At 71.8% G+C, this 17,890-nt stretch carries 17 protein-coding genes and 2 pseudogenes; 16 read left to right on the top strand and 3 right to left on the bottom strand.

Features of this window, described 5'->3' with window-relative positions; all coding sequences use genetic code 11:
• The first annotated feature begins 40 nt into the window (after positions 1 to 40).
• Both rpsI and glmM read left to right on the top strand, forming a co-directional pair.
• Complete coding sequence (gene rpsI, locus GLX30_RS14995) at positions 41 to 559, top strand: 30S ribosomal protein S9 (protein WP_159688536.1); 519 nt, start codon at positions 41 to 43, stop codon at positions 557 to 559.
• A 136-nt stretch (positions 560 to 695) separates the two neighbouring features.
• The gene (glmM, locus tag GLX30_RS14990; RefSeq protein ID WP_159688533.1) at positions 696 to 2,054 is read left to right on the top strand and encodes a phosphoglucosamine mutase; all 1,359 of its coding nucleotides are present in this window, start codon (positions 696 to 698) and stop codon (positions 2,052 to 2,054) included.
• A 75-nt stretch (positions 2,055 to 2,129) separates the two neighbouring features.
• Here the strand turns inward: glmM and GLX30_RS14985 are convergent, their stop codons facing one another.
• Complete coding sequence (locus GLX30_RS14985) at positions 2,130 to 3,077, bottom strand: DUF389 domain-containing protein (RefSeq protein ID WP_159688529.1); 948 nt, start codon at positions 3,075 to 3,077, stop codon at positions 2,130 to 2,132.
• Positions 3,078 to 3,088: 11 nt separating this feature from the next.
• Positions 3,089 to 4,084, bottom strand: a complete 996-nt coding sequence (coaA, locus tag GLX30_RS14980) for a type I pantothenate kinase (RefSeq protein WP_159688526.1) — start codon at positions 4,082 to 4,084, stop codon at positions 3,089 to 3,091.
• A 172-nt stretch (positions 4,085 to 4,256) separates the two neighbouring features.
• On the opposite strand from coaA, the gene GLX30_RS14975 reads away from it, so the two are divergent.
• From GLX30_RS14975 to GLX30_RS14930, 10 genes and pseudogenes are all read left to right on the top strand, one after another.
• Entirely contained in the window at positions 4,257 to 5,291 is a 1,035-nt protein-coding gene (locus GLX30_RS14975) for an ATP-binding cassette domain-containing protein (RefSeq protein ID WP_159688523.1), read from the top strand.
• Positions 5,288 to 6,100 carry an ABC transporter permease gene (locus GLX30_RS14970; protein WP_159688520.1) on the top strand — a complete coding sequence of 271 codons (813 nt, stop codon included), beginning with the start codon at positions 5,288 to 5,290 and terminating at the stop codon, positions 6,098 to 6,100. The genes GLX30_RS14975 and GLX30_RS14970 overlap by 4 nt, the downstream gene beginning before the upstream one ends.
• Positions 6,101 to 6,446: 346 nt before the next feature.
• Complete coding sequence (locus tag GLX30_RS14965) at positions 6,447 to 6,989, top strand: hypothetical protein (protein ID WP_347879755.1); 543 nt, start codon at positions 6,447 to 6,449, stop codon at positions 6,987 to 6,989.
• Positions 6,990 to 7,062: 73 nt separating this feature from the next.
• Positions 7,063 to 8,909: pseudogene (gene glmS, locus GLX30_RS14960) on the top strand (glutamine--fructose-6-phosphate transaminase (isomerizing)).
• 7 nt (positions 8,910 to 8,916) lie between these two features.
• Positions 8,917 to 9,285, top strand: a complete 369-nt coding sequence (locus GLX30_RS14955) for a holo-ACP synthase (protein WP_005313448.1) — start codon at positions 8,917 to 8,919, stop codon at positions 9,283 to 9,285.
• A 383-nt stretch (positions 9,286 to 9,668) separates the two neighbouring features.
• A pseudogene (locus GLX30_RS14950) lies at positions 9,669 to 11,110 on the top strand (NAD(P)H-hydrate dehydratase).
• Positions 11,111 to 11,223: 113 nt separating this feature from the next.
• On the top strand, positions 11,224 to 12,423 hold the full coding sequence (alr, locus tag GLX30_RS14945; RefSeq protein WP_159688517.1) for an alanine racemase: 1,200 nt from the start codon (positions 11,224 to 11,226) through the stop codon (positions 12,421 to 12,423).
• 12 nt (positions 12,424 to 12,435) lie between these two features.
• Positions 12,436 to 13,686: an alpha/beta hydrolase gene (locus GLX30_RS14940; RefSeq protein WP_159688514.1), complete on the top strand. Its 1,251-nt coding sequence runs from the start codon at positions 12,436 to 12,438 to the stop codon at positions 13,684 to 13,686.
• Entirely contained in the window at positions 13,658 to 14,182 is a 525-nt protein-coding gene (tsaE, locus tag GLX30_RS14935; protein WP_159688511.1) for a tRNA (adenosine(37)-N6)-threonylcarbamoyltransferase complex ATPase subunit type 1 TsaE, read from the top strand. The genes GLX30_RS14940 and tsaE overlap by 29 nt, the downstream gene beginning before the upstream one ends.
• Positions 14,183 to 14,353: 171 nt before the next feature.
• On the top strand, positions 14,354 to 14,572 hold the full coding sequence (locus tag GLX30_RS14930) for a hypothetical protein (RefSeq protein WP_159688508.1): 219 nt from the start codon (positions 14,354 to 14,356) through the stop codon (positions 14,570 to 14,572).
• Positions 14,573 to 14,624: 52 nt separating this feature from the next.
• On the opposite strand, the gene GLX30_RS14925 is transcribed toward GLX30_RS14930, so the two are convergent.
• Entirely contained in the window at positions 14,625 to 15,164 is a 540-nt protein-coding gene (locus GLX30_RS14925) for a hypothetical protein (RefSeq protein ID WP_159695050.1), read from the bottom strand.
• A 144-nt stretch (positions 15,165 to 15,308) separates the two neighbouring features.
• Here GLX30_RS14925 and tsaB point away from each other — a divergent pair, with 144 nt between their 5' ends.
• From tsaB to GLX30_RS14905, 4 genes are all read left to right on the top strand, one after another.
• Entirely contained in the window at positions 15,309 to 15,962 is a 654-nt protein-coding gene (gene tsaB, locus GLX30_RS14920) for a tRNA (adenosine(37)-N6)-threonylcarbamoyltransferase complex dimerization subunit type 1 TsaB (protein WP_159688505.1), read from the top strand.
• Positions 15,963 to 16,060: 98 nt separating this feature from the next.
• A complete protein-coding gene (gene rimI, locus GLX30_RS14915) occupies positions 16,061 to 16,525 on the top strand; it encodes a ribosomal protein S18-alanine N-acetyltransferase (RefSeq protein WP_159695049.1) in 465 nt (154 codons plus the stop codon).
• A complete protein-coding gene (gene tsaD, locus GLX30_RS14910) occupies positions 16,518 to 17,612 on the top strand; it encodes a tRNA (adenosine(37)-N6)-threonylcarbamoyltransferase complex transferase subunit TsaD (protein ID WP_159688502.1) in 1,095 nt (364 codons plus the stop codon). Before rimI ends, tsaD begins: the two co-directional genes overlap by 8 nt.
• A complete protein-coding gene (locus GLX30_RS14905; RefSeq protein WP_159688500.1) occupies positions 17,609 to 17,866 on the top strand; it encodes a hypothetical protein in 258 nt (85 codons plus the stop codon). The genes tsaD and GLX30_RS14905 overlap by 4 nt, the downstream gene beginning before the upstream one ends.
• Positions 17,867 to 17,890: the final 24 nt, after the last annotated feature.

Genomic DNA, 17,890 nt, shown 5'->3' with positions numbered 1-17,890 from the left:
CCGGCCACCCCCTAAGACGAAAAGAAATCTGAGGAGAATCGTGGCCGAGACCACTGTTGAGACCCCCGTCGAGGGCGAAGAGACCTACGCGGAGGTCACCACCTTCGAGTCGGACGCCCCGGTCGAGGGTGAGTACACCACCGAGTCCACGGCGTCCCGCTTCGGCGACCCGCAGCCGGCCGCCGGCCTGGGCCGTCGCAAGAACGCCATTGCCCGCGTCCGGATCGTTCCGGGCACCGGCAAGTGGAAGATCAACGGTCGCACCCTCGAGGACTACTTCCCGAACAAGGTGCACCAGCAGGAAGTCAACGAGCCCTTCAAGGTGCTCGAGCTCGACAACCGCTACGACGTCATCGCCCGTATCTCGGGTGGCGGCGTGTCCGGCCAGGCCGGCGCCCTGCGCCTCGGTGTGGCCCGCGCGCTGAACGAGGCCGACGTGGACAACAACCGCGGCGCCCTCAAGAAGGCCGGCTTCCTCTCCCGCGACGACCGTGCGGTCGAGCGCAAGAAGGCCGGTCTCAAGAAGGCCCGTAAGGCCCCGCAGTACAGCAAGCGCTAAATCGCACGCTGGCCTGCAGACATCCTGTACGGCTTTTCGTTCGCCCCGGCGGCACTCCGTGCTGCCGGGGCGTTCGTCTATCGACTGCCTCGGGCGAACAACGGTTCGAGCATTCAGCATTCTCGGAGGAACAACAGTGGGACGACTCTTCGGTACGGACGGTGTACGCGGCGTCGCCAACGCGGATCTGACGGCAGAGCTCGCGCTCGGTCTGTCGGTCGCGGCGGCACATGTGCTCGCAGAAGCGGGCACGTTCGCGGGCCATCGCCCGACCGCGGTGGTCGGCCGTGACCCCCGCGCATCCGGAGAGTTCCTGGAGGCCGCCGTCGTGGCCGGCCTGGCGAGCGCGGGCGTCGACGTGCTGCGCGTCGGCGTGCTGCCGACCCCGGCCGTGGCGTACCTCACCGGGGCGCTCGGCGCCGACCTCGGCGTGATGCTCTCCGCGAGCCACAACGCCATGCCGGACAACGGCATCAAGTTCTTCGCACGCGGCGGACACAAGCTCGCGGACGAGCTCGAGGACCGTATCGAGCAGGTCTACGACCAGCACCGGACCGGTGAGCCGTGGGAGCGGCCGACGGGCTCGGGCGTCGGCCGGGTGACGGACTACGACGAGGGCTTCGACAAGTACGTCGCCCACCTCATCGCCGTGCTGCCCAACCGCCTCGACGGACTCAAGGTCGTCCTCGACGAGGCGCACGGGGCCGCCTCCCGCGTCTCGCCCGAGGCGTTCGCGCGGGCCGGCGCGGAGGTCGTCACGATCGGCGCGGAGCCCGACGGCCTCAACATCAACGACGGCTGCGGGTCCACGCACCTGGAGATGCTGAAGGCCGCCGTCGTCGAGCACGGCGCCGACCTCGGCATCGCGCACGACGGTGACGCCGACCGCTGCCTCGCGGTGGACGCGCAGGGCAACGAGATCGACGGGGACCAGATCCTCGCCGTGCTGGCGCTCGCCATGCGCGAGGCGGGAACGCTGCGCGGCGACACCGTGGTCGCCACCGTGATGTCCAACCTGGGCTTCAAGCTGGCGATGGAGCGCGAGGGCGTCGAGCTGGTGCAGACGGCGGTCGGCGACCGTTATGTCCTGGAGGCCATGAAGGCGCACGGCTTCGGCCTCGGCGGCGAGCAGTCCGGCCACGTGATCGTGCTCGACCACGCCACGACCGGCGACGGCACGCTGACCGGTCTGATGCTGGCGGCACGCGTCGCGGCGACGGGCCGGACGCTGGCCGACCTGGCCGGCGTGATGGAGCGCCTGCCGCAGGTCCTCGTGAACGTGCCCGACGTGGACAAGTCCCGGGTGCAGACCTCCGCGGAGCTCTCGCACGCGGTCACCGAGGCCGAGCGCGAGCTCGGCTCCACCGGCCGGGTGCTCCTGCGCCCCTCCGGTACGGAGCCGCTCGTGCGGGTCATGGTCGAGGCCGCGGACATCGAGCAGGCCCGGTGCGTCGCGGGACGGCTGGCCGACGTGGTGAAGTCCGCGCTCGGCTGAGTCACACCGTAGAAGTGCGTACGCCCGGTTCGGGACCTGTGTCCCGGACCGGGCGTCCGTGTGTCCACGCCGGTGTCACCCGGTCTTCACGGCCGCGGTGCGCAAGCGCTTCCTGGTCCAGAAGAACTTCTGTGCCAGCAGTGTCAGCGTCCCGGCCAGCACGATGCCCAGCAGGTTCAGCAGCAGCTGCTCGGTCGAGCCCCAGGCCTGCCCGTAGTAGCTGTAGCTGAACGCGACCGCCGCGTTCGCCGCGGCGGGCACCGTGGTCACGGAGATGGCGACGCCGACGAGGGCGCCCGACTTCGACGAGGTGAGCGAAAGCATCCCGGCCGCCCCGGCCAGCAGGGCGACGACGAACGAGAACCAGTCCGGGTTGTAGATGAAGCTGGTGTTGGGGCGTTCCGCCTTCAGCTTCGACAGCTCGAAGAGATTCACCGCGTCCATGAAGAGGCTGAAGCCCACCGTCACCAGCATCGCCGCGGCGAACCCGACGATCAGGGCCAGGAACGACCGCATCGCCAGCCGCGGGGCGCGGCGGACCACGGCCGTGCAGAATCCGGCCAGCGGGCCGAACTCAGGACCGACCGCCATCGCCCCCACGATCAGGATCGCGTTGTCCAGCACCACACCGCAGGCGGCGATCATCATCGCCAGCGTGAGGAACGCGAGGTAGGTGACGCTGAGCGTGGACTCCTCGTGCGTGGCGTCCGTCAACTGTTCCCACAGGACCGCGTCCGCGGCCTCACCGGGCGCCGCCTTCTCGGCCCGATCCGCGCGGTGCGACAGCGAGAGGTCGATGTTCTCCACGGCGACGGAGCCGCATTCGTCGATGCCGAGGTCGCGCAGTCCGGCGAGCAGCTCGTCGCCCGCCTCGCGCGCCACGTCGCACATCACCAGGTCGCCCTGCGGGTCGCGGGCCGCCCCGGGGACGACCGCGAGATGCGCCGTGCCCACGGTCTTCTCGAGCAGGCCGAGCACCTCCGCGGTGCGGTCGGCCGGGGTGATCAGACGCAGATGCAGCACGTAGGTGTCTCCTAGAGCTTGCGCAGTGACAGCCGCTGCACCTTGTGGTCCGGGCCCTTACGCAGCACCAGTGTGGCGCGGCCCCGGGTGGGGGCCACGTTTTCCAGCAGATTGGGCTTGTTGATGGTCCGCCACATGGTGCGGGCGTAGTCGAGTGCCTCCTCCTCGGAGACCTGCGTGTACTTCCTGAAGTAGGAGAAAGGATTCTGGAACGCCGTCTCCCGCAGCTTGCGGAAGCGGTTGAGGTACCAGGTCTCGATGTCCTCGGGCCGCGCGTCGACGTACACGCTGAAGTCGAAGTAGTCGGCGAGACCGACCCGGGTCCGGCCGTCCTTGCCGGGCAGGGCCGGCTGGAGGACGTTCAGCCCTTCGACGATCAGGATGTCCGGGCGGCGCACGGTCAGACGCTCGTCCGGGACGATGTCGTAGATGAGGTGGGAGTAGACCGGCGCCGTGACCTCTTCCTTGCCGGCCTTGATGTCGGCGACGAAACGGGTCAGCGCCCGGCGGTCGTACGACTCGGGGAAGCCCTTGCGGGACGTCAGCCCGCGGGCCTGGAGCTCCTTCATGGGAAGGAGGAACCCGTCGGTGGTCACCAGCTCGACCCGCGGATGCTCGGGCCAGCGCGCGAGCAGGGCCTGGAGGAGCCGGGCGACCGTCGACTTGCCGACGGCGACGGAGCCGGCGACCCCTATGACGAAGGGCGTACCGCGCTGTTCGCCGTGGCCGCCTCCCGCGTCACCGAGGAACGTGTTGAGAGCGCCGCGGAGGCCGGCGCTGGCCTGGACGTAGAGGTTCAGGAGTCGGGACAGCGGGAGGTAGACGTCCCGCACCTCGTCGAGGTCGATGACGTCGCCGAGCCCGCGGAGCTGCTCGACCTCCTCGGCACTGAGGGGCAGCGGGGTTCTCTCGCGCAGCGCGCTCCACTCCGCGCGGGTGAGGTCGACGTACGGCGTCGACGCGTGCTCGGCCCGGCGGTGGGCGCTTCGTGGCGGCGAAGTGATCACAGGGCCATTGTCGTGCGTGCGACTCGGTTATGGGTGGTGTGCTCGGTCACGCGCAGCGGACCCGCCGCGGCGGCCCCGCGATGGCTCCGGGACGGAATGTCAGTGGCGTGCGTCACAGTTATGGGTGAGGTGGGCGCCGACCCGAGACGTCCGCGGAACCGGAGGTTGTCTCATGACCTATGCGATCCAGGCGGAAGGACTGGTCAAGCGTTTCAAGGGGACCGAAGCGCTGGCAGGCGTCGACCTGGCGGCCCGCACCGGCTCGGTGCTGGGCCTGCTGGGGCCGAACGGGGCGGGGAAGACGACTGCCGTACGGATCTTCGCCACTCTGCTGACCCCCGACGGCGGCCGGGCGACGGTGGCCGGCCACGACGTCGTCCGCGAGGCCGGCAGAGTGCGCTCGCTCATAGGCCTCACCGGGCAGTACGCGGCGGTGGACGAGAATCTCACCGGCACCGAGAACCTGCTGCTCATCGGCCGTCTGCTCGGCCTGCCGAGACGGGACTCGAAGGCGCGGGCCGGTGAACTGCTGGACCGGTTCCAGCTCAGCGACGCGGCGGGACGGGCCGTGAAGACGTTCTCCGGCGGCATGCGGCGCAGGCTGGACCTCGCGGCGAGCCTGGTCGGGCGGCCGAGCATCCTGTTCCTGGACGAGCCGACGACGGGCCTCGATCCGCACAGCCGCGGGGAGCTGTGGGACATGGTGCGCGCCCTGGTGGCCGACGGCGCCACCGCGCTGCTGACCACCCAGTATCTGAACGAGGCGGACATGCTCGCCGACGACATCGTGGTCGTCGACAAGGGACGGGTCATCGCCGAGGGCACGCCGGACACGCTGAAGTCCGAGGTGGGGGGCCAGGTGCTCCAGGTGAGGCCGTTGGCCCCGGAGGACCTGGCGCGCACCCGCGCGCTGGTGGCGGAGACCGCCGGGTCGCAGACCCAGACCGAGGGCGAGGCGGTCACCGTGCCGGTCAACGACGCGGAGCTGATGCCGGCGGTCGTGCGCAGGCTCGACCGCGAGGGGATAGCGGTGGGCGAGCTGACGCTGCGCCGTTCGTCCCTGGACGAGGTCTTCCTGGCGCTGACCGGGCACCGGGCCGAGCCGGCGCAGGAGTCGGACCAGCCGGACGAGTCCGCCCGCGAGGCGGAGGAGGCCGGCCGGCCGGTCGACGAGGCCGAGAAGGAGAAGGCGGTGAGTTCGACATGACCGCGACGACGATGCCGCTCGCGCCGGGCCGGTCGTCGGGACGGGTGAAACCGCTCGACGGACTCAGGCAGACGTTCACGATGGCCTGGCGCAGTCTCGTGGCGGTCAAGCACAATCCGCTGGAGCTGGTCGACTACAGCATCACGCCGATCATGTTCGTCTTCCTGTTCACCTATGTGCTGGGCGGGCAGATGGCCGGTTCCCCGGAGGCGTATCTGAAGTACGCGCTGCCCGGGATCATCGTGCAGAACACCCTCTTCATGACCATGTACACGGCCATGGCGCTCAACACGGACCTCACCAAAGGCGTCTTCGACCGGCTGCGCAGCCTGCCCATAGCGCGCTCCGCCCCGCTGGTCGGCCGTATCACCGCGGACCTCGCGAAGCACGTGTGGGCCATGCTGCTGATGATCGGTCTCGGGCTGCTTCTCGGCTTCCGTGTGACCGGGGGACTGAGCGGGTTCCTGCTCGGCGCGCTGTTGCTGGTGGTGTTCGCGGCGGCCGTGTCGTGGAGCGCCGTTCTCATCGGGATGCTCGCGGGTGACGCGGAGAAGGTGCAGGCGTTCGGCTTCACGCTGATCTTCCCGATCACGTTCACCAGCAGCGCCTTCGTGATGGTCGACACGATGCCCGGCTGGCTGCAGGCCTTCAGCGACGTGAATCCGGTGACGCATCTGTCCGACGCGTTCCGCGGGCTGCTGCTCGGCGGTCCGGTCGCCGAGCCGGTGATGTGGTCGCTGGTGTGGGCGGCCGGCATCACCGTGGTCTTCTATCCGCTGGCCATGCGGGCGTACCGGGCGAAGGTGTGAGCCGGGGGGCCGGACGGCGGTGTCGGCAGGGCGGGTTATCGTACGGCTCACCAGCAGCGATTCGGGGCGGGACAGGCGTGAGCCGTCGCCTCGGGAGGGGTCGCTGCGATCACGCGAGGAAACCGCAGATGCGAAGCACCGCTGTACGCCGTACTGCTCTGGCCGCCGCCGCGGCCTCACTGGTTCTCCTGGTCACCGCCTGCGGTGGCGAGGGTTCCGACGGGGGACGAACGAGAAGGGCAACGGCAAGGACTCCGCTGCCGCGGAGCCCGCGGCCAAGGCTCTGACCGCGGCCGAACTGGAGAAGGTCGCGCTCGCCCAGGGTGACGTCAAGGCTCACAAGATCGTGAAGGCCGGGCCGCAGGACGACATCGCCGCCAAGGACGTCAAGACGGAGAAGCCCGAGTGCGAGCCGCTGGCCCGGGCACTCGCCGGTACGCCCATGGGCGCGCCGGTCGCGACGGTGAAGCGGAGGGCCACCGCGGAGCCCGACGTCAAGGACGCCGGCAAGGACGGCGCGATCGAAGGCGCCTTCGACATCACGACGTCGCTGGTCGCGCTCTCGTCGTACGAGGGCGAAGGGGCTGCCGACGCCTTCGCGGCGGTGAAGTCCGCCGGGACGGCCTGTGCCGCCGGGTTCACGATGACGATGGCCGGCACGGAGCAGAAGATCGTCAAGATGACCGAGGCCAAGGTCTCGGGCGGCGACGAGGCCGTCGCGTGGACGATGACCGCCGAGCAGGACGGCGAGAAGCTGCCGTTCAACGTGGCCGTCGTGCGCAAGGGCGGCACCTTCATGTCGTTCTCCTCGTTCAACCTGATGGCTCCCGAGGGCGACCTGCCGCTGCCCACCGCCGTCATCGACGGCCAGACGGCCAAGCTCGGCTGACCCGGGCCTTCGGCCGGCCACCCGCCCGCCGACGTGACCTGCCCGCACCGGCCCGGAACCGTAGGCTGCCGACATGTGCGGAATCGTGGGTTACGTCGGCGGACAGTCGGCGCTCGATGTGGTCATCGCCGGGCTGAAGAGGCTCGAGTACCGCGGCTACGACTCGGCCGGAGTCGCGGTACTCGCCGACGGGGGCTCGCGGCGGCGAAGAAGGCGGGCAAGCTCGTCAATCTGGAGAAGGAACTGGGGGACCGGCCGCTGCCGAGCGGTTCCACCGGCATCGGCCATACGCGCTGGGCCACGCACGGCGGTCCCACGGACGTCAACGCGCACCCTCACCTGGACAACGCCGGGCGCGTGGCCGTCGTGCACAACGGCATCATCGAGAACTTCGCCGCCCTGCGCGCCGAGCTGGCCGAGCGCGGACACGACCTGGAGTCGGAGACCGACACCGAGGTCGTCTCGCATCTGCTCGCGGAGTCGTTCTCGTCCTGCGGTGACCTCGCGGAAGCGATGCGCATGGTGTGCAGGCAGCTCCAGGGCGCGTTCACCCTGGTGGCGGTGCACGCCGACGAGCCGGACGTGGTGGTCGGAGCACGGCGCAACTCCCCGCTGGTGGTGGGAGTCGGTGACGGCGAGTCGTTTCTGGCGTCGGACGTGGCCGCGTTCATCGCCCACACACGGTCGGCGATCGAACTCGGCCAGGACCAGGTGGTCGAGCTCCGCCGGGACGCCGTGACGGTCACCGGTTTCGACGGGGAGCCCGCCGAGGTGCGGGCCTACCACGTGGACTGGGACGCCTCCGCCGCCGAGAAGGGCGGCTACGACTACTTCATGCTCAAGGAGATCGCCGAGCAGCCCAAGGCGGTCGCCGACACACTCCTCGGCCGCGTCGACGGGTCCGGGTCGCTGACCCTCGACGAGGTGCGCATCCCGCAGGCCGTGCTGCGTGAGGCGGACAAGGTCGTCATCGTCGCCTGCGGGACCGCCTTCCACGCCGGGATGATCGCCAAGTACGCCATCGAGCACTGGACCCGTATCCCCTGCGAGGTCGAGTTGGCGAGCGAGTTCCGTTACCGGGATCCGATCCTGGACCAGCGGACGCTGGTGATCGCCATCTCGCAGTCCGGCGAGACCATGGACACCCTCATGGCACTGCGGCACGCCCGTGAGCAGGGCGCCAGGGTGCTGGCCATCTGCAACACCAACGGCTCGACGATCCCCCGGGAGTCGGACGCCGTGCTGTACACCCATGCCGGGCCCGAGGTCGCGGTCGCCTCCACCAAGGCGTTCCTGACGCAACTGGTGGCCTGCTACCTGGTCGCCCTCTACCTGGGGCAGGTGCGCGGTACCAAGTGGGGCGACGAGATCAGGGCCGTCGTCCGTGACCTGGCGCAGATCTCCGGACAGGTCGAGCGGGTGCTGGAGACGATGGAGCCGGTACGGGAGCTGGCGCGCTCCCTGGCCGGCAAGAACACCGTGCTCTTCCTGGGGCGTCATGTGGGGTATCCCGTGGCGCTGGAAGGCGCGTTGAAACTCAAGGAGCTGGCCTACATGCACGCGGAGGGGTTCGCGGCGGGTGAGCTCAAGCACGGGCCGATCGCGCTGATCGAGAAGGACCTGCCCGTGGTGGTCGTCGTGCCGTCGCCCCGCGGGCGCTCGGTGCTGCACGACAAGATCGTGTCCAACATCCAGGAGATCCGCGCCCGCGGCGCCCGTACGATCGTGATCGCGGAGGAGGGCGACGAGGCCGTCGTGCCCTACGCCGACCACCTGGTGCGGATCCCGGCGACGCCGACGCTGCTCCAGCCGATGGTCGCCGCGGTGCCGCTGCAGGTCTTCGCCTGCGAGCTCGCCACGGCCCGTGGCAACGAGGTGGACCAGCCGCGGAACCTGGCCAAGTCCGTGACGGTGGAATGAGCGTCGAATGATCATCGGGGTGGGGATCGACGTGGCGGAGGTGGAACGCTTCGCCGCGTCCATGAAGCGGACACCGGGCATGGCCGAGCGGCTCTTCCTGGAACGGGAGTTGCTGCTGCCGAGCGGTGAGCGCAGAGGCTACGCCTCCCTCGCGGCGCGGTTCGCCGCGAAGGAGGCCCTTGCGAAGGCGCTCGGCGCACCGGCGGGTCTGCTGTGGACGGACGCGGAGGTGTACGTGGAGGACTCGGGCAGGCCGCTGCTGCGTGTCCATGGCACGGTCGCCGCCCGCGCGGCCGAACTGGGCGTGCGCTCCTGGCACGTGTCGCTCAGCCACGACGCGGGAATCGCCTCCGCGGTCGTGATCGCGGAGGGCTGAGCGGGAACCCGCCGGGCGTCCGGAGACCCGGCCGCAACTCGGTCCCGCCGGGCCGTATCCGCGGCCGGGGTCGCGGGGGCGAGGGGCTGCATCTCGGGCGGGGCACTCGAGGGCCTGGGCTATCTCCGGCCGGGCTCGCGGTGCGGGCCGCAACTCCGGTCGTGCGCATCTGTGATGCGGCGGTGCGCCCGGCGATCGGTGGACGGGCCGTATCTCCGGCCCGCGCCCGGTGCGGCGGCCCGCACTTCGACCGGGCGCCCGGTGCGGCGGGACGTACTGCGGCCGGTACGCCGTGGTGCGACGGGGTGCAACTCGGGCCGTGGCCGGAGCACTTGTGCGTGGTGGCCGCGCGCCGTGCCGCACGCTGCGGCAGACTCGGGGGCATGCGTACTGCGTACAGCGTGGAGACCGTGAGGCACGCCGAGGCACAGCTCATGGCCCGGCTGCCGGAGGGGGCGCTCATGCAGCGGGCCGCGGCCGGACTGGCCGCGGCCTGCGCCGGGCTGCTCGGGCGGGTGTACGGGGCCCGGGTAGTCCTGCTCGTGGGCAGCGGCGACAACGGCGGTGACGCCCTGTACGCCGGGGCCCGGCTGGCCCGCCGCGGTGCCGGGGTCGTCGCCGTGCCGCTCGCCCGCGACCGCGTCCACGAGGGCGGTCTCGCGGCGCTGCTCGCCGCCGGCGGGCGGGTCGCCGACGACCCGTTCGAGGTGCTCGCCTCCGCCGATCTGGTGCTGGACGGGATCACCGGCATCGGAGGACGCGGTGGGCTGCGCCAGGACGCCGTGCCCGTGGCGCGCGCGGCCCGCGGATCCGACGCCGTGATCGTGGCGGTCGATCTGCCCAGCGGTGTCGAGGCCGACACGGGCCAGGTCCAGGGCGAGGCCCTGCGCGCGGACGCGACCGTCACGTTCGGCACGTACAAGCCCGGGCTGCTCATCGACCCGGCCAAGGAGTACGCGGGCACCGTGCGGTTCGTCGGCATCGGGCTCGAGGAGCACCTGCCCTCCGTGCCCACGCTGGAGGCGCTCCAACATGCGGATTTGGCCCGGATGTTGCCGGTGCCGGCCGCGGAGAGCGACAAGTACCGGCGCGGCGTCGTCGGGGTAGTCGCCGGGTCCGCGCGCTATCCGGGTGCGGCCGTGCTCTGTGTCGCCGGCGCGCTGCGCGGCGGCGCGGGGGCGGTGCGGTACGTCGGTCCGGCGGCCGACGCGGTGATCGCCCGTTTCCCGGAGTGCCTGGTCCACTCCGGGCCTCCCGGGAAGGCGGGCCGGGTCCAGGCCTGGGCCGTCGGCCCAGGGCTCGGCGACGACCCCGATGTGGTGGAGGAGGTGCTGGCGTCCGACGTCCCGGTGCTCATCGACGCGGACGGTCTGCGCCTGCTGGACGCCGCGGCCGTACGGGACCGCGAGGCGCCCACCCTGCTGACCCCGCACGCGGGGAGGCGGCGGCGCTCCTGGGCGTGGGGCGGGAGGAGGTGGAGGCCTCGCGGCTCGACTCCGTGCGGGAACTGGCCGCGCGGTTCGGGGCCACGGTCCTCCTCAAGGGCTCCACGACCCTGGTCGCCGCGCCCGGCGGGGAGGAATCACCGGTCCGGGTCAACCCGATGGGCTCCTCGTGGCTGGCCACGGCGGGCAGCGGCGACGTGCTCTCGGGCCTGGCCGGTTCCCTGCTGGCCGCCGGTCTCGGCGCGCGCGACGCGGGTTCCGCCGCCGCCTATCTGCACGGTCTGGCGGCCCGTCACGCGGCGGCGCACGGCACGCCGATCACGGCGCTCGAGGTGGCCGAGGCACTCCCGGCCGCGTGGCGGGACGTGAGCGCCGCCTGACGGGGCAGGGCGCCCGCCCGAGGGCCGCGGCGGCAGGGCCGGGGCACCCCGAGTGACGCACGCGACCGCCTGCCGTACGGATCCGGCCGTACGGCTCTGAGACACTGGGCGCGATGAGTCACACAGCACCGAGCAGCCGTTCCGCACCACTGCGCGCACGGGCCGAGGTCGACCTCGCGGCCCTGCGCGCCAATGTGCGCGCCCTGCGCGCCCGCGCGCCGCGCGCCGCGCTGATGGCCGTCGTGAAGTCCGACGCGTACGGCCACGGCATGGTGCCGTGCGCCCGCGCGGCGCTCGAGGCCGGCGCGACCTGGCTGGGTACGGCCACGCCCCACGAGGCGCTCGCGCTGCGCGCGGCCGGTGTGGAGAGCCGGATCATGTGCTGGCTGTGGACGCCCGGCGGCCCCTGGCGTGAGGGCATCGAGGCGGACCTGGACATGTCCGTGAGCGGCATGTGGGCGCTCGACGAGGTCACGTCAGCGGCGAAGGCGGCCGGCCGCCCCGCCCGTGTCCAGCTCAAGGCCGACACCGGTCTGGGCCGTAACGGGTGCCAGCCCGCCGACTGGCCCGAGCTGGTCGCCGCAGCCCGTACGGCGGAGGACGACGGGCTCGTCCAGGTCACCGGTCTGTGGTCCCACTTCGCCTGTGCCGACGAACCGGGCCACCCCTCGATCGCCGCCCAACTGGCCGTCTTCCGCGACATGGTGGACCACGCGGAGAAGGCCGGCATCGAGCCCGAGGTCCGGCACATGGCCAACTCCCCGGCGACGCTCACGATCCCCGAGTCGCATTACGACCTCGTACGCACCGGCATCGCGATGTACGGCATCTCGCCCGCCCCCGAACTCGGTACCCCGGCCGACTTCGGGCTGCGGCCCGTGATGACGCTCGCCGCGTCCGTCGCCCTGGTCAAGCACGTTCCCGGCGGTCACGGCGTCAGCTACGGCCACCACTACGTCACGGAGGGCGAGACGACCCTCGGCCTGATCCCCGTGGGCTACGCGGACGGCATCCCCCGGCACGCCTCGGGCCGTGGTCCTGTCCTGGTCGCTGGCGAGTGGCGGCGGGTGGCCGGGCGGGTCGCGATGGACCAGTTCGTCGTCGATCTGGGCGGGGCGACGGTGCCGGAGGGCACGGAGGCCGTCCTGTTCGGTCCCGGCGACCGGGGCGAGCCGACGGCCGAGGACTGGGCACAGGCGGCGGACACGATCGCGTACGAGATCGTCACACGGATCGGAACCAGGGTCCCGCGCGTCTATCTGAACGAAGGCCCGGAGGAGCACGTCCACGACTCCCACGACTCCCACGACTAGGAGAGCGGCACGGTGAGCGAGACCGGTACGGGGGACGCGGCCGAGGCCGCGGTCGAAGCCGCGGCGGCAGCCGTGGCTTCGGACAGCTGGCGTCGCGCGGGCTTCGCGGGAGCGGCGATAGGTGTGGTGGCCGCCGGCGCGGCGGCCGGCGTCGCGCTGGAGCGGCTGACCGTCGGCCGCGGGATGCGCAGGAAGGCGCGTCTCGCGCTCGACGCGTCGGGTCCGTACGGCGCCCTGCGCGGCACGCCGGGGCAGGCCCTCGCCGACGACGGCACCGCCCTCTACTACGAGGTGGACGAGGTCGACCCCGAGGCCGCCGCGCAGCGCCGCCGCAGGCTCTTCGGGCGCAAGGCGCCGGCTCCCGTCACCGTCGTCTTCAGCCACGGCTACTGCCTCAGCCAGGATTCGTGGCACTTCCAGCGTGCCGCGCTGCGCGGACTGGTCCGTACCGTCCACTGGGACCAGCGCAGCCACGGCCGATCAAGCCGGGGCTCGGCGCAGGCCGGTTCCGGCGGCCTGCCGGTGACGATCGACCAGCTGGGCCGGGACCTGAAGGCGGTCATCGACGCGGCGGCCCCCGAGGGGCAGCTGGTGCTGGTCGGCCACTCCATGGGCGGCATGACGATGATGGCGCTCGCCGACCACGATCCCGATCTGGTGCGGGAACGCGTGGTGGCGGCGGCGTTCGTCGGCACCTCGTCCGGGAAGCTGGGCGAGGTCAGCTACGGGCTCCCGGTGGCCGGGGTGAACGCGGTACGGCGGGTCCTGCCGGGCGTGCTGCGCGCGCTGGGCTCGCAGGCCGAGCTGGTGGAACGCGGCCGTAGAGCCACCGCCGACCTGTTCGCCGGGCTCGTCAAGCGGTACTCGTTCTCCTCGAAGGACGTCGACCCCGCCGTCGCCCGGTTCGCCGAGCGGATGATCGAGTCGACGCCCATCGACGTGGTCGCCGAGTTCTACCCTGCCTTCACCGAGCACGACAAGGCCGAGGCGCTCGCGGTCTTCCAAGGGCTGCCGGTGCTCGTCCTCGCGGGTGACAAGGACCTGGTCACCCCGAGTACGCACAGTGAGGCGATCGCGGACCTGCTGCGGGAGAGCGAGCCGGCGGCCGAGCTGGTCATCGTGCCGGACGCGGGCCATCTGGTGATGCTGGAGCATCCGGAGGCCGTGACGGACCGCCTCGCGGACCTTCTGGTGCGGGCCGGAGCGGTGCCGGCAGCGGCTACCGTTGGTCGGTATGGAAGCACCGCACAGCCCGGCGGCTGAGACCGCCGCCGCCGCTCGGGCCCGACTGACGGTCGACTCTCCCGAGGAGATGCAGAACCTGGGCCGCAGCCTCGCGAAGCTGCTGCGCCCCGGTGACCTTGTGATGCTCACGGGAGAGCTCGGCGCCGGCAAGACGACGCTGACCCGTGGTCTCGGGGAGGGCCTCGGCGTCCGTGGCGCGGTCACGTCCCCGACGTTCGTCATCGCCCGTGTCCACCCGCCCCTGACGGGCGGCCCGGCGCTGGTGCACGTCGACGCGTACCGCCTGGGCGGCGGCCTCGACGAGATGGAGGACCTCGACCTCGACGTCTCGCTGCCCGAGTCGGTGGTGGTCGTGGAGTGGGGCGACGGCAAGGTCGAGGACCTGTCGGAGGACCGGCTGCACGTGATCATCGACCGAGTGGTGGGAGACACGGACGACGACCGCCGCGTCGTGACCCTCGTCGGGTACGGAGCCCGCTGGGCGGACACCGACCTGGCGGCGACGGCCGCTTAGGGGCGGTCGGGCAGGGACGGCCCGGCTCCTGGGCAGCTGTCTCCGGAAAACCGTGTGTTCCGACAAGACGTCGGGAAAATGTTGCGCCCACGACGCCGCGCGTGATGACATGGTACCGAGCCCTGGTTAGGTCTACCTAACCTAGCCTGCCCCGGAGCCCAGGAGGCGTCCATGCCGGCATCGGAGCGCGAAGCGCAGTCACGTCAGCAGCCGTCCAGGCCCACACCGGCGACACCGCTGCCGTCGGCCGTGTCGATGCGGGACCTGCTGGCGTCCTGCGCAGCGGCCAGCGCGGTATCCACCCCGCCCCGCGACAACGAGGCGCACCGCGAGAACGAGGCGCGCCGCCCCGCCACGCACCGCACGGAGACCCACCGGGACGCCGCCTGATGTCGCACGCGGTCGTACACGACCACCCGTACGGGTAACGGCCGCGCGGGGACTACGGAACGACGACCACCTTCGAGCCGATCGTCGCGAAGACCCACATCGCGTCACCGTCGGCCCGCTTCATCCGCACGCCGCCCGTCTTCTTCGTCGGGTCGGGGCTGGCCATCGAGCCGTCGACCGCCGCGCTGAAACCGACGGACACACCGTCCTCGTTCGCGAACCGCACCACATGCTCGACCGGCACCCCGTCGGAGCCGGGCACCTTGCCCGACCGCGACGTGACCGTGTAGGAGCCCGGCTTCGGACTGACCGTGGAGGGCATGACCTCGAAGGTCCGGCCGGCCTTGCCGTTCGCGTCCACGAGCCACACCCGCCGGTCGCCGAGCGCGTACACGACACGCATCCCCGTCCCGGAGCCGGCCGGGACCGCCAACGGGTCCTGCGGCTTCTGGGACGACGCGGCGCCGGGAGTCGTGGCGGACGGGGCGGCGCTCGGCGGCTTCGACGCGGTGAGATCGTCGGGGACGTCGGCGGCCGCCTGATAGGCGAGGAATCCGACGACGGCCAGCGCTGCCGCCGTGAGCCCGGCCACGAATCCCGAGCTGCTCCGTGCCACCCTGCCCACCTCTTGGATGCGTGTGTGTTACCGAATACCTGTGCTCGTGGTGACGGTAGCACCGCGGCTCCGTTCGACGGTGCCGCCATGGCCCCCTCGCCGGAGCCGTAGGCTGTTTGCGTGCTCTTGCTCGCCATGGATACCGCCACGCCCGCCGTCACCGCCGCCCTCCACGACGGCTCCTCCGTCCTCGCAGAGTCCAGCAGCGTGGACGCGCGCCGCCACGGGGAGTTGCTGCTGCCCGCCGTCGACCGGGTGCTCGCGGACGCCGGGGTGAAGCTCGACGCCGTCACCGGGATCGTGGTCGGCGTCGGCCCCGGGCCGTACACGGGACTGCGGGTCGGTCTGGTCACGGCCGCGACGTTCGCCTCCGCGCTCGGCGTACCGGTGCACGGGGTCTGCACGCTGGACGGCCTCGCCTACGCGGCCGGTCTCGCCACGCCCTTCGTGGTGGCGACCGACGCCCGGCGCAAGGAGGTCTACTGGGCGCGGTACGAGAACGCCCGCACCCGTGCGACCGACGCGGCCGTCGACCGCCCCGCCGACATCGCCGGCCAGGTCGCCGCACTGCCCGCCGTCGGCGCCGGTGCGCTGCTGTACCCGGAGACGTTCCCGGACATCCGCGGCCCCGAGCACGTGAGCGCCGCGGCGCTCGCCGCGCTGGCGGCGGAGAAGCTGCGGGCGGGCGAGGAGTTCCTGCCGCCCCTGCCGCTGTACCTGCGCCGCCCCGACGCGCAGGTACCGAAGAACTACAAGGTGGTCACCCCCAAGTGAGTGCCCACCCTCCCCCGGAGCTCCGCCCGGGAGGTGCCACCACCGGCCGCCGCGCCTCATCGACGCCGCTGCGCGGCGGCCTTCCTGAGTTGCGTGAGATGCGCTGGTGGGACCTGGAGCCGGTGCTGGAGCTCGAGCACGAGCTGTTTCCGGAGGACGCCTGGTCGCCCGGCATGTTCTGGTCCGAACTCGCGCACTCCCGGGGCCCGCAGGCCACCCGCCGCTACGTGGTGGCCGAGGACGACGACGGCCGGATCGTCGGCTACGCGGGCCTGGCGGCCGCCGGTGGTCTCGGCGACGTACAGACCATCGCGGTCGACCGCGGACAGTGGGGCACCGGCCTCGGCTCCCGGCTGCTGACCGACCTGCTCCAGCACGCCACCGCCTTCGAGTGCGACGAGGTGCTCCTCGAAGTGCGGGTGGACAACACCCGGGCCCAGAAGCTGTACGAGCGATTCGGCTTCGAGCCCATCGGTTTCCGCCGCGGCTACTACCAGCCCGGCAACATCGACGCCCTCGTCATGCGACTGACCGTACAAGGAACAGAGACCTCTGATGGCTGACGAACCGCTCGTACTCGGTATCGAGACCTCCTGCGACGAGACCGGGGTCGGCATCGTCCGCGGCACGACCCTGCTCGCCGACGCGGTCGCCTCCAGCGTCGACGAGCACGCCCGGTTCGGCGGCGTCGTGCCCGAGATCGCCTCGCGCGCCCACCTGGAGGCGATGGTCCCGACCATCGAACGGGCGCTGAAGGAGGCGGGCGTCAGCGCCCGCGACCTCGACGGCATCGCGGTGACGGCCGGGCCCGGCCTCGCCGGCGCGCTGCTCGTCGGCGTCTCCGCGGCGAAGTCGTACGCCTACGCCCTCGGCAAGCCGCTGTACGGGGTGAACCACCTCGCCTCCCACATCTGCGTCGACCAGCTCGAACACGGCCCGTTGCCCGAGCCGACGATGGCGCTGCTCGTCTCCGGCGGCCACTCCTCACTGCTCCTCGCGCCCGACATCACCGCCGACGTACGGCCCATGGGCGCGACGATCGACGACGCCGCCGGCGAGGCCTTCGACAAGATCGCACGCGTGCTCGACCTGGGCTTCCCCGGCGGTCCGGTGATCGACCGGCTGGCCAAGGAGGGCGATCCGGCGGCGATCGCCTTCCCGCGTGGCCTGAGCGGCGCCAAGGACCCGGCGTACGACTTCTCCTTCTCCGGCTTGAAGACGGCCGTTGCCCGCTGGATCGAGGCGAAGCGCGCCTCCGGCGAGGAGGTCCCGGTGCGGGACGTGGCGGCCTCGTTCCAGGAGGCGGTCGTCGACGTGCTGACCAGAAAGGCCGTGCGCGCCTGCAAGGACCAGGGCGTTGACCATCTGATGATCGGCGGTGGCGTCGCCGCCAACTCGCGGCTGCGGGCCCTCGCGGAGGAGCGCTGCGAGCGGGCCGGTATCCGGCTGCGCGTCCCGCGGCCGAAGCTGTGCACGGACAACGGCGCGATGGTCGCCGCCCTGGGCGCGGAGATGGTGGCCCGTAACCGGCCCGCCTCCGACCTGGACCTGTCCGCCGACTCGTCGTTGCCCGTGACCGAGACGCATGTGCCCGGCAAGCACGGGCACGACCACGTCCACGAGGTCAGCAAGGACAACCTGTACTCATGACCGTCCTGGCCATGATGTGGGAGGCCCGTGCCGTCGAGGGCCGGGGCGCGGAGCTTCTGGAGTGGGCACGCGCGCAGCAGCTCGGGCGCGAGCCGCTGCGGCGGGAGACGCTGCGGGCGAGCGGGGACCGGGTACTGGTCATCACCTGGTGGGAGGCGCCGGGGACGGACGCCGACCTGCCGGAACTGCCCGAGCCGGCCGCCGACCTGATCACCCGCCCGGTGCACCGCTGGCGTTTCGAATCGCTCGGCTGAGATTTCTCGGAAAAACTTCGGCGA

Source organism: Streptomyces sp. Tu 2975, from assembly GCF_009832925.1.
Lineage (GTDB): Bacteria > Actinomycetota > Actinomycetes > Streptomycetales > Streptomycetaceae > Streptomyces.
The sequence above is the reverse complement of the archived record's forward strand: the minus strand, read 5'-3'. Positions and strand labels throughout refer to the sequence as shown.

Bases quoted from the DNA above. Each gene is read 5' to 3' on its own strand.
- GLX30_RS14975 (WP_159688523.1), top strand. From the start codon at position 4,257: ATGACCTATGCGATCCAGGCGGAAGGACTGGTCAAGCGTTTCAAGGGG.
- GLX30_RS14970 (WP_159688520.1), top strand. From the start codon at position 5,288: ATGACCGCGACGACGATGCCGCTCGCGCCGGGCCGGTCGTCGGGACGG.
- GLX30_RS14955 (WP_005313448.1), top strand. From the start codon at position 8,917: ATGATCATCGGGGTGGGGATCGACGTGGCGGAGGTGGAACGCTTCGCC.
- alr (WP_159688517.1), top strand. From the start codon at position 11,224: ATGAGTCACACAGCACCGAGCAGCCGTTCCGCACCACTGCGCGCACGG.
- tsaE (WP_159688511.1), top strand. From the start codon at position 13,658: ATGGAAGCACCGCACAGCCCGGCGGCTGAGACCGCCGCCGCCGCTCGG.
- GLX30_RS14930 (WP_159688508.1), top strand. From the start codon at position 14,354: ATGCCGGCATCGGAGCGCGAAGCGCAGTCACGTCAGCAGCCGTCCAGG.
- rimI (WP_159695049.1), top strand. From the start codon at position 16,061: ATGCGCTGGTGGGACCTGGAGCCGGTGCTGGAGCTCGAGCACGAGCTG.
- tsaD (WP_159688502.1), top strand. From the start codon at position 16,518: ATGGCTGACGAACCGCTCGTACTCGGTATCGAGACCTCCTGCGACGAG.
- GLX30_RS14905 (WP_159688500.1), top strand. From the start codon at position 17,609: ATGACCGTCCTGGCCATGATGTGGGAGGCCCGTGCCGTCGAGGGCCGG.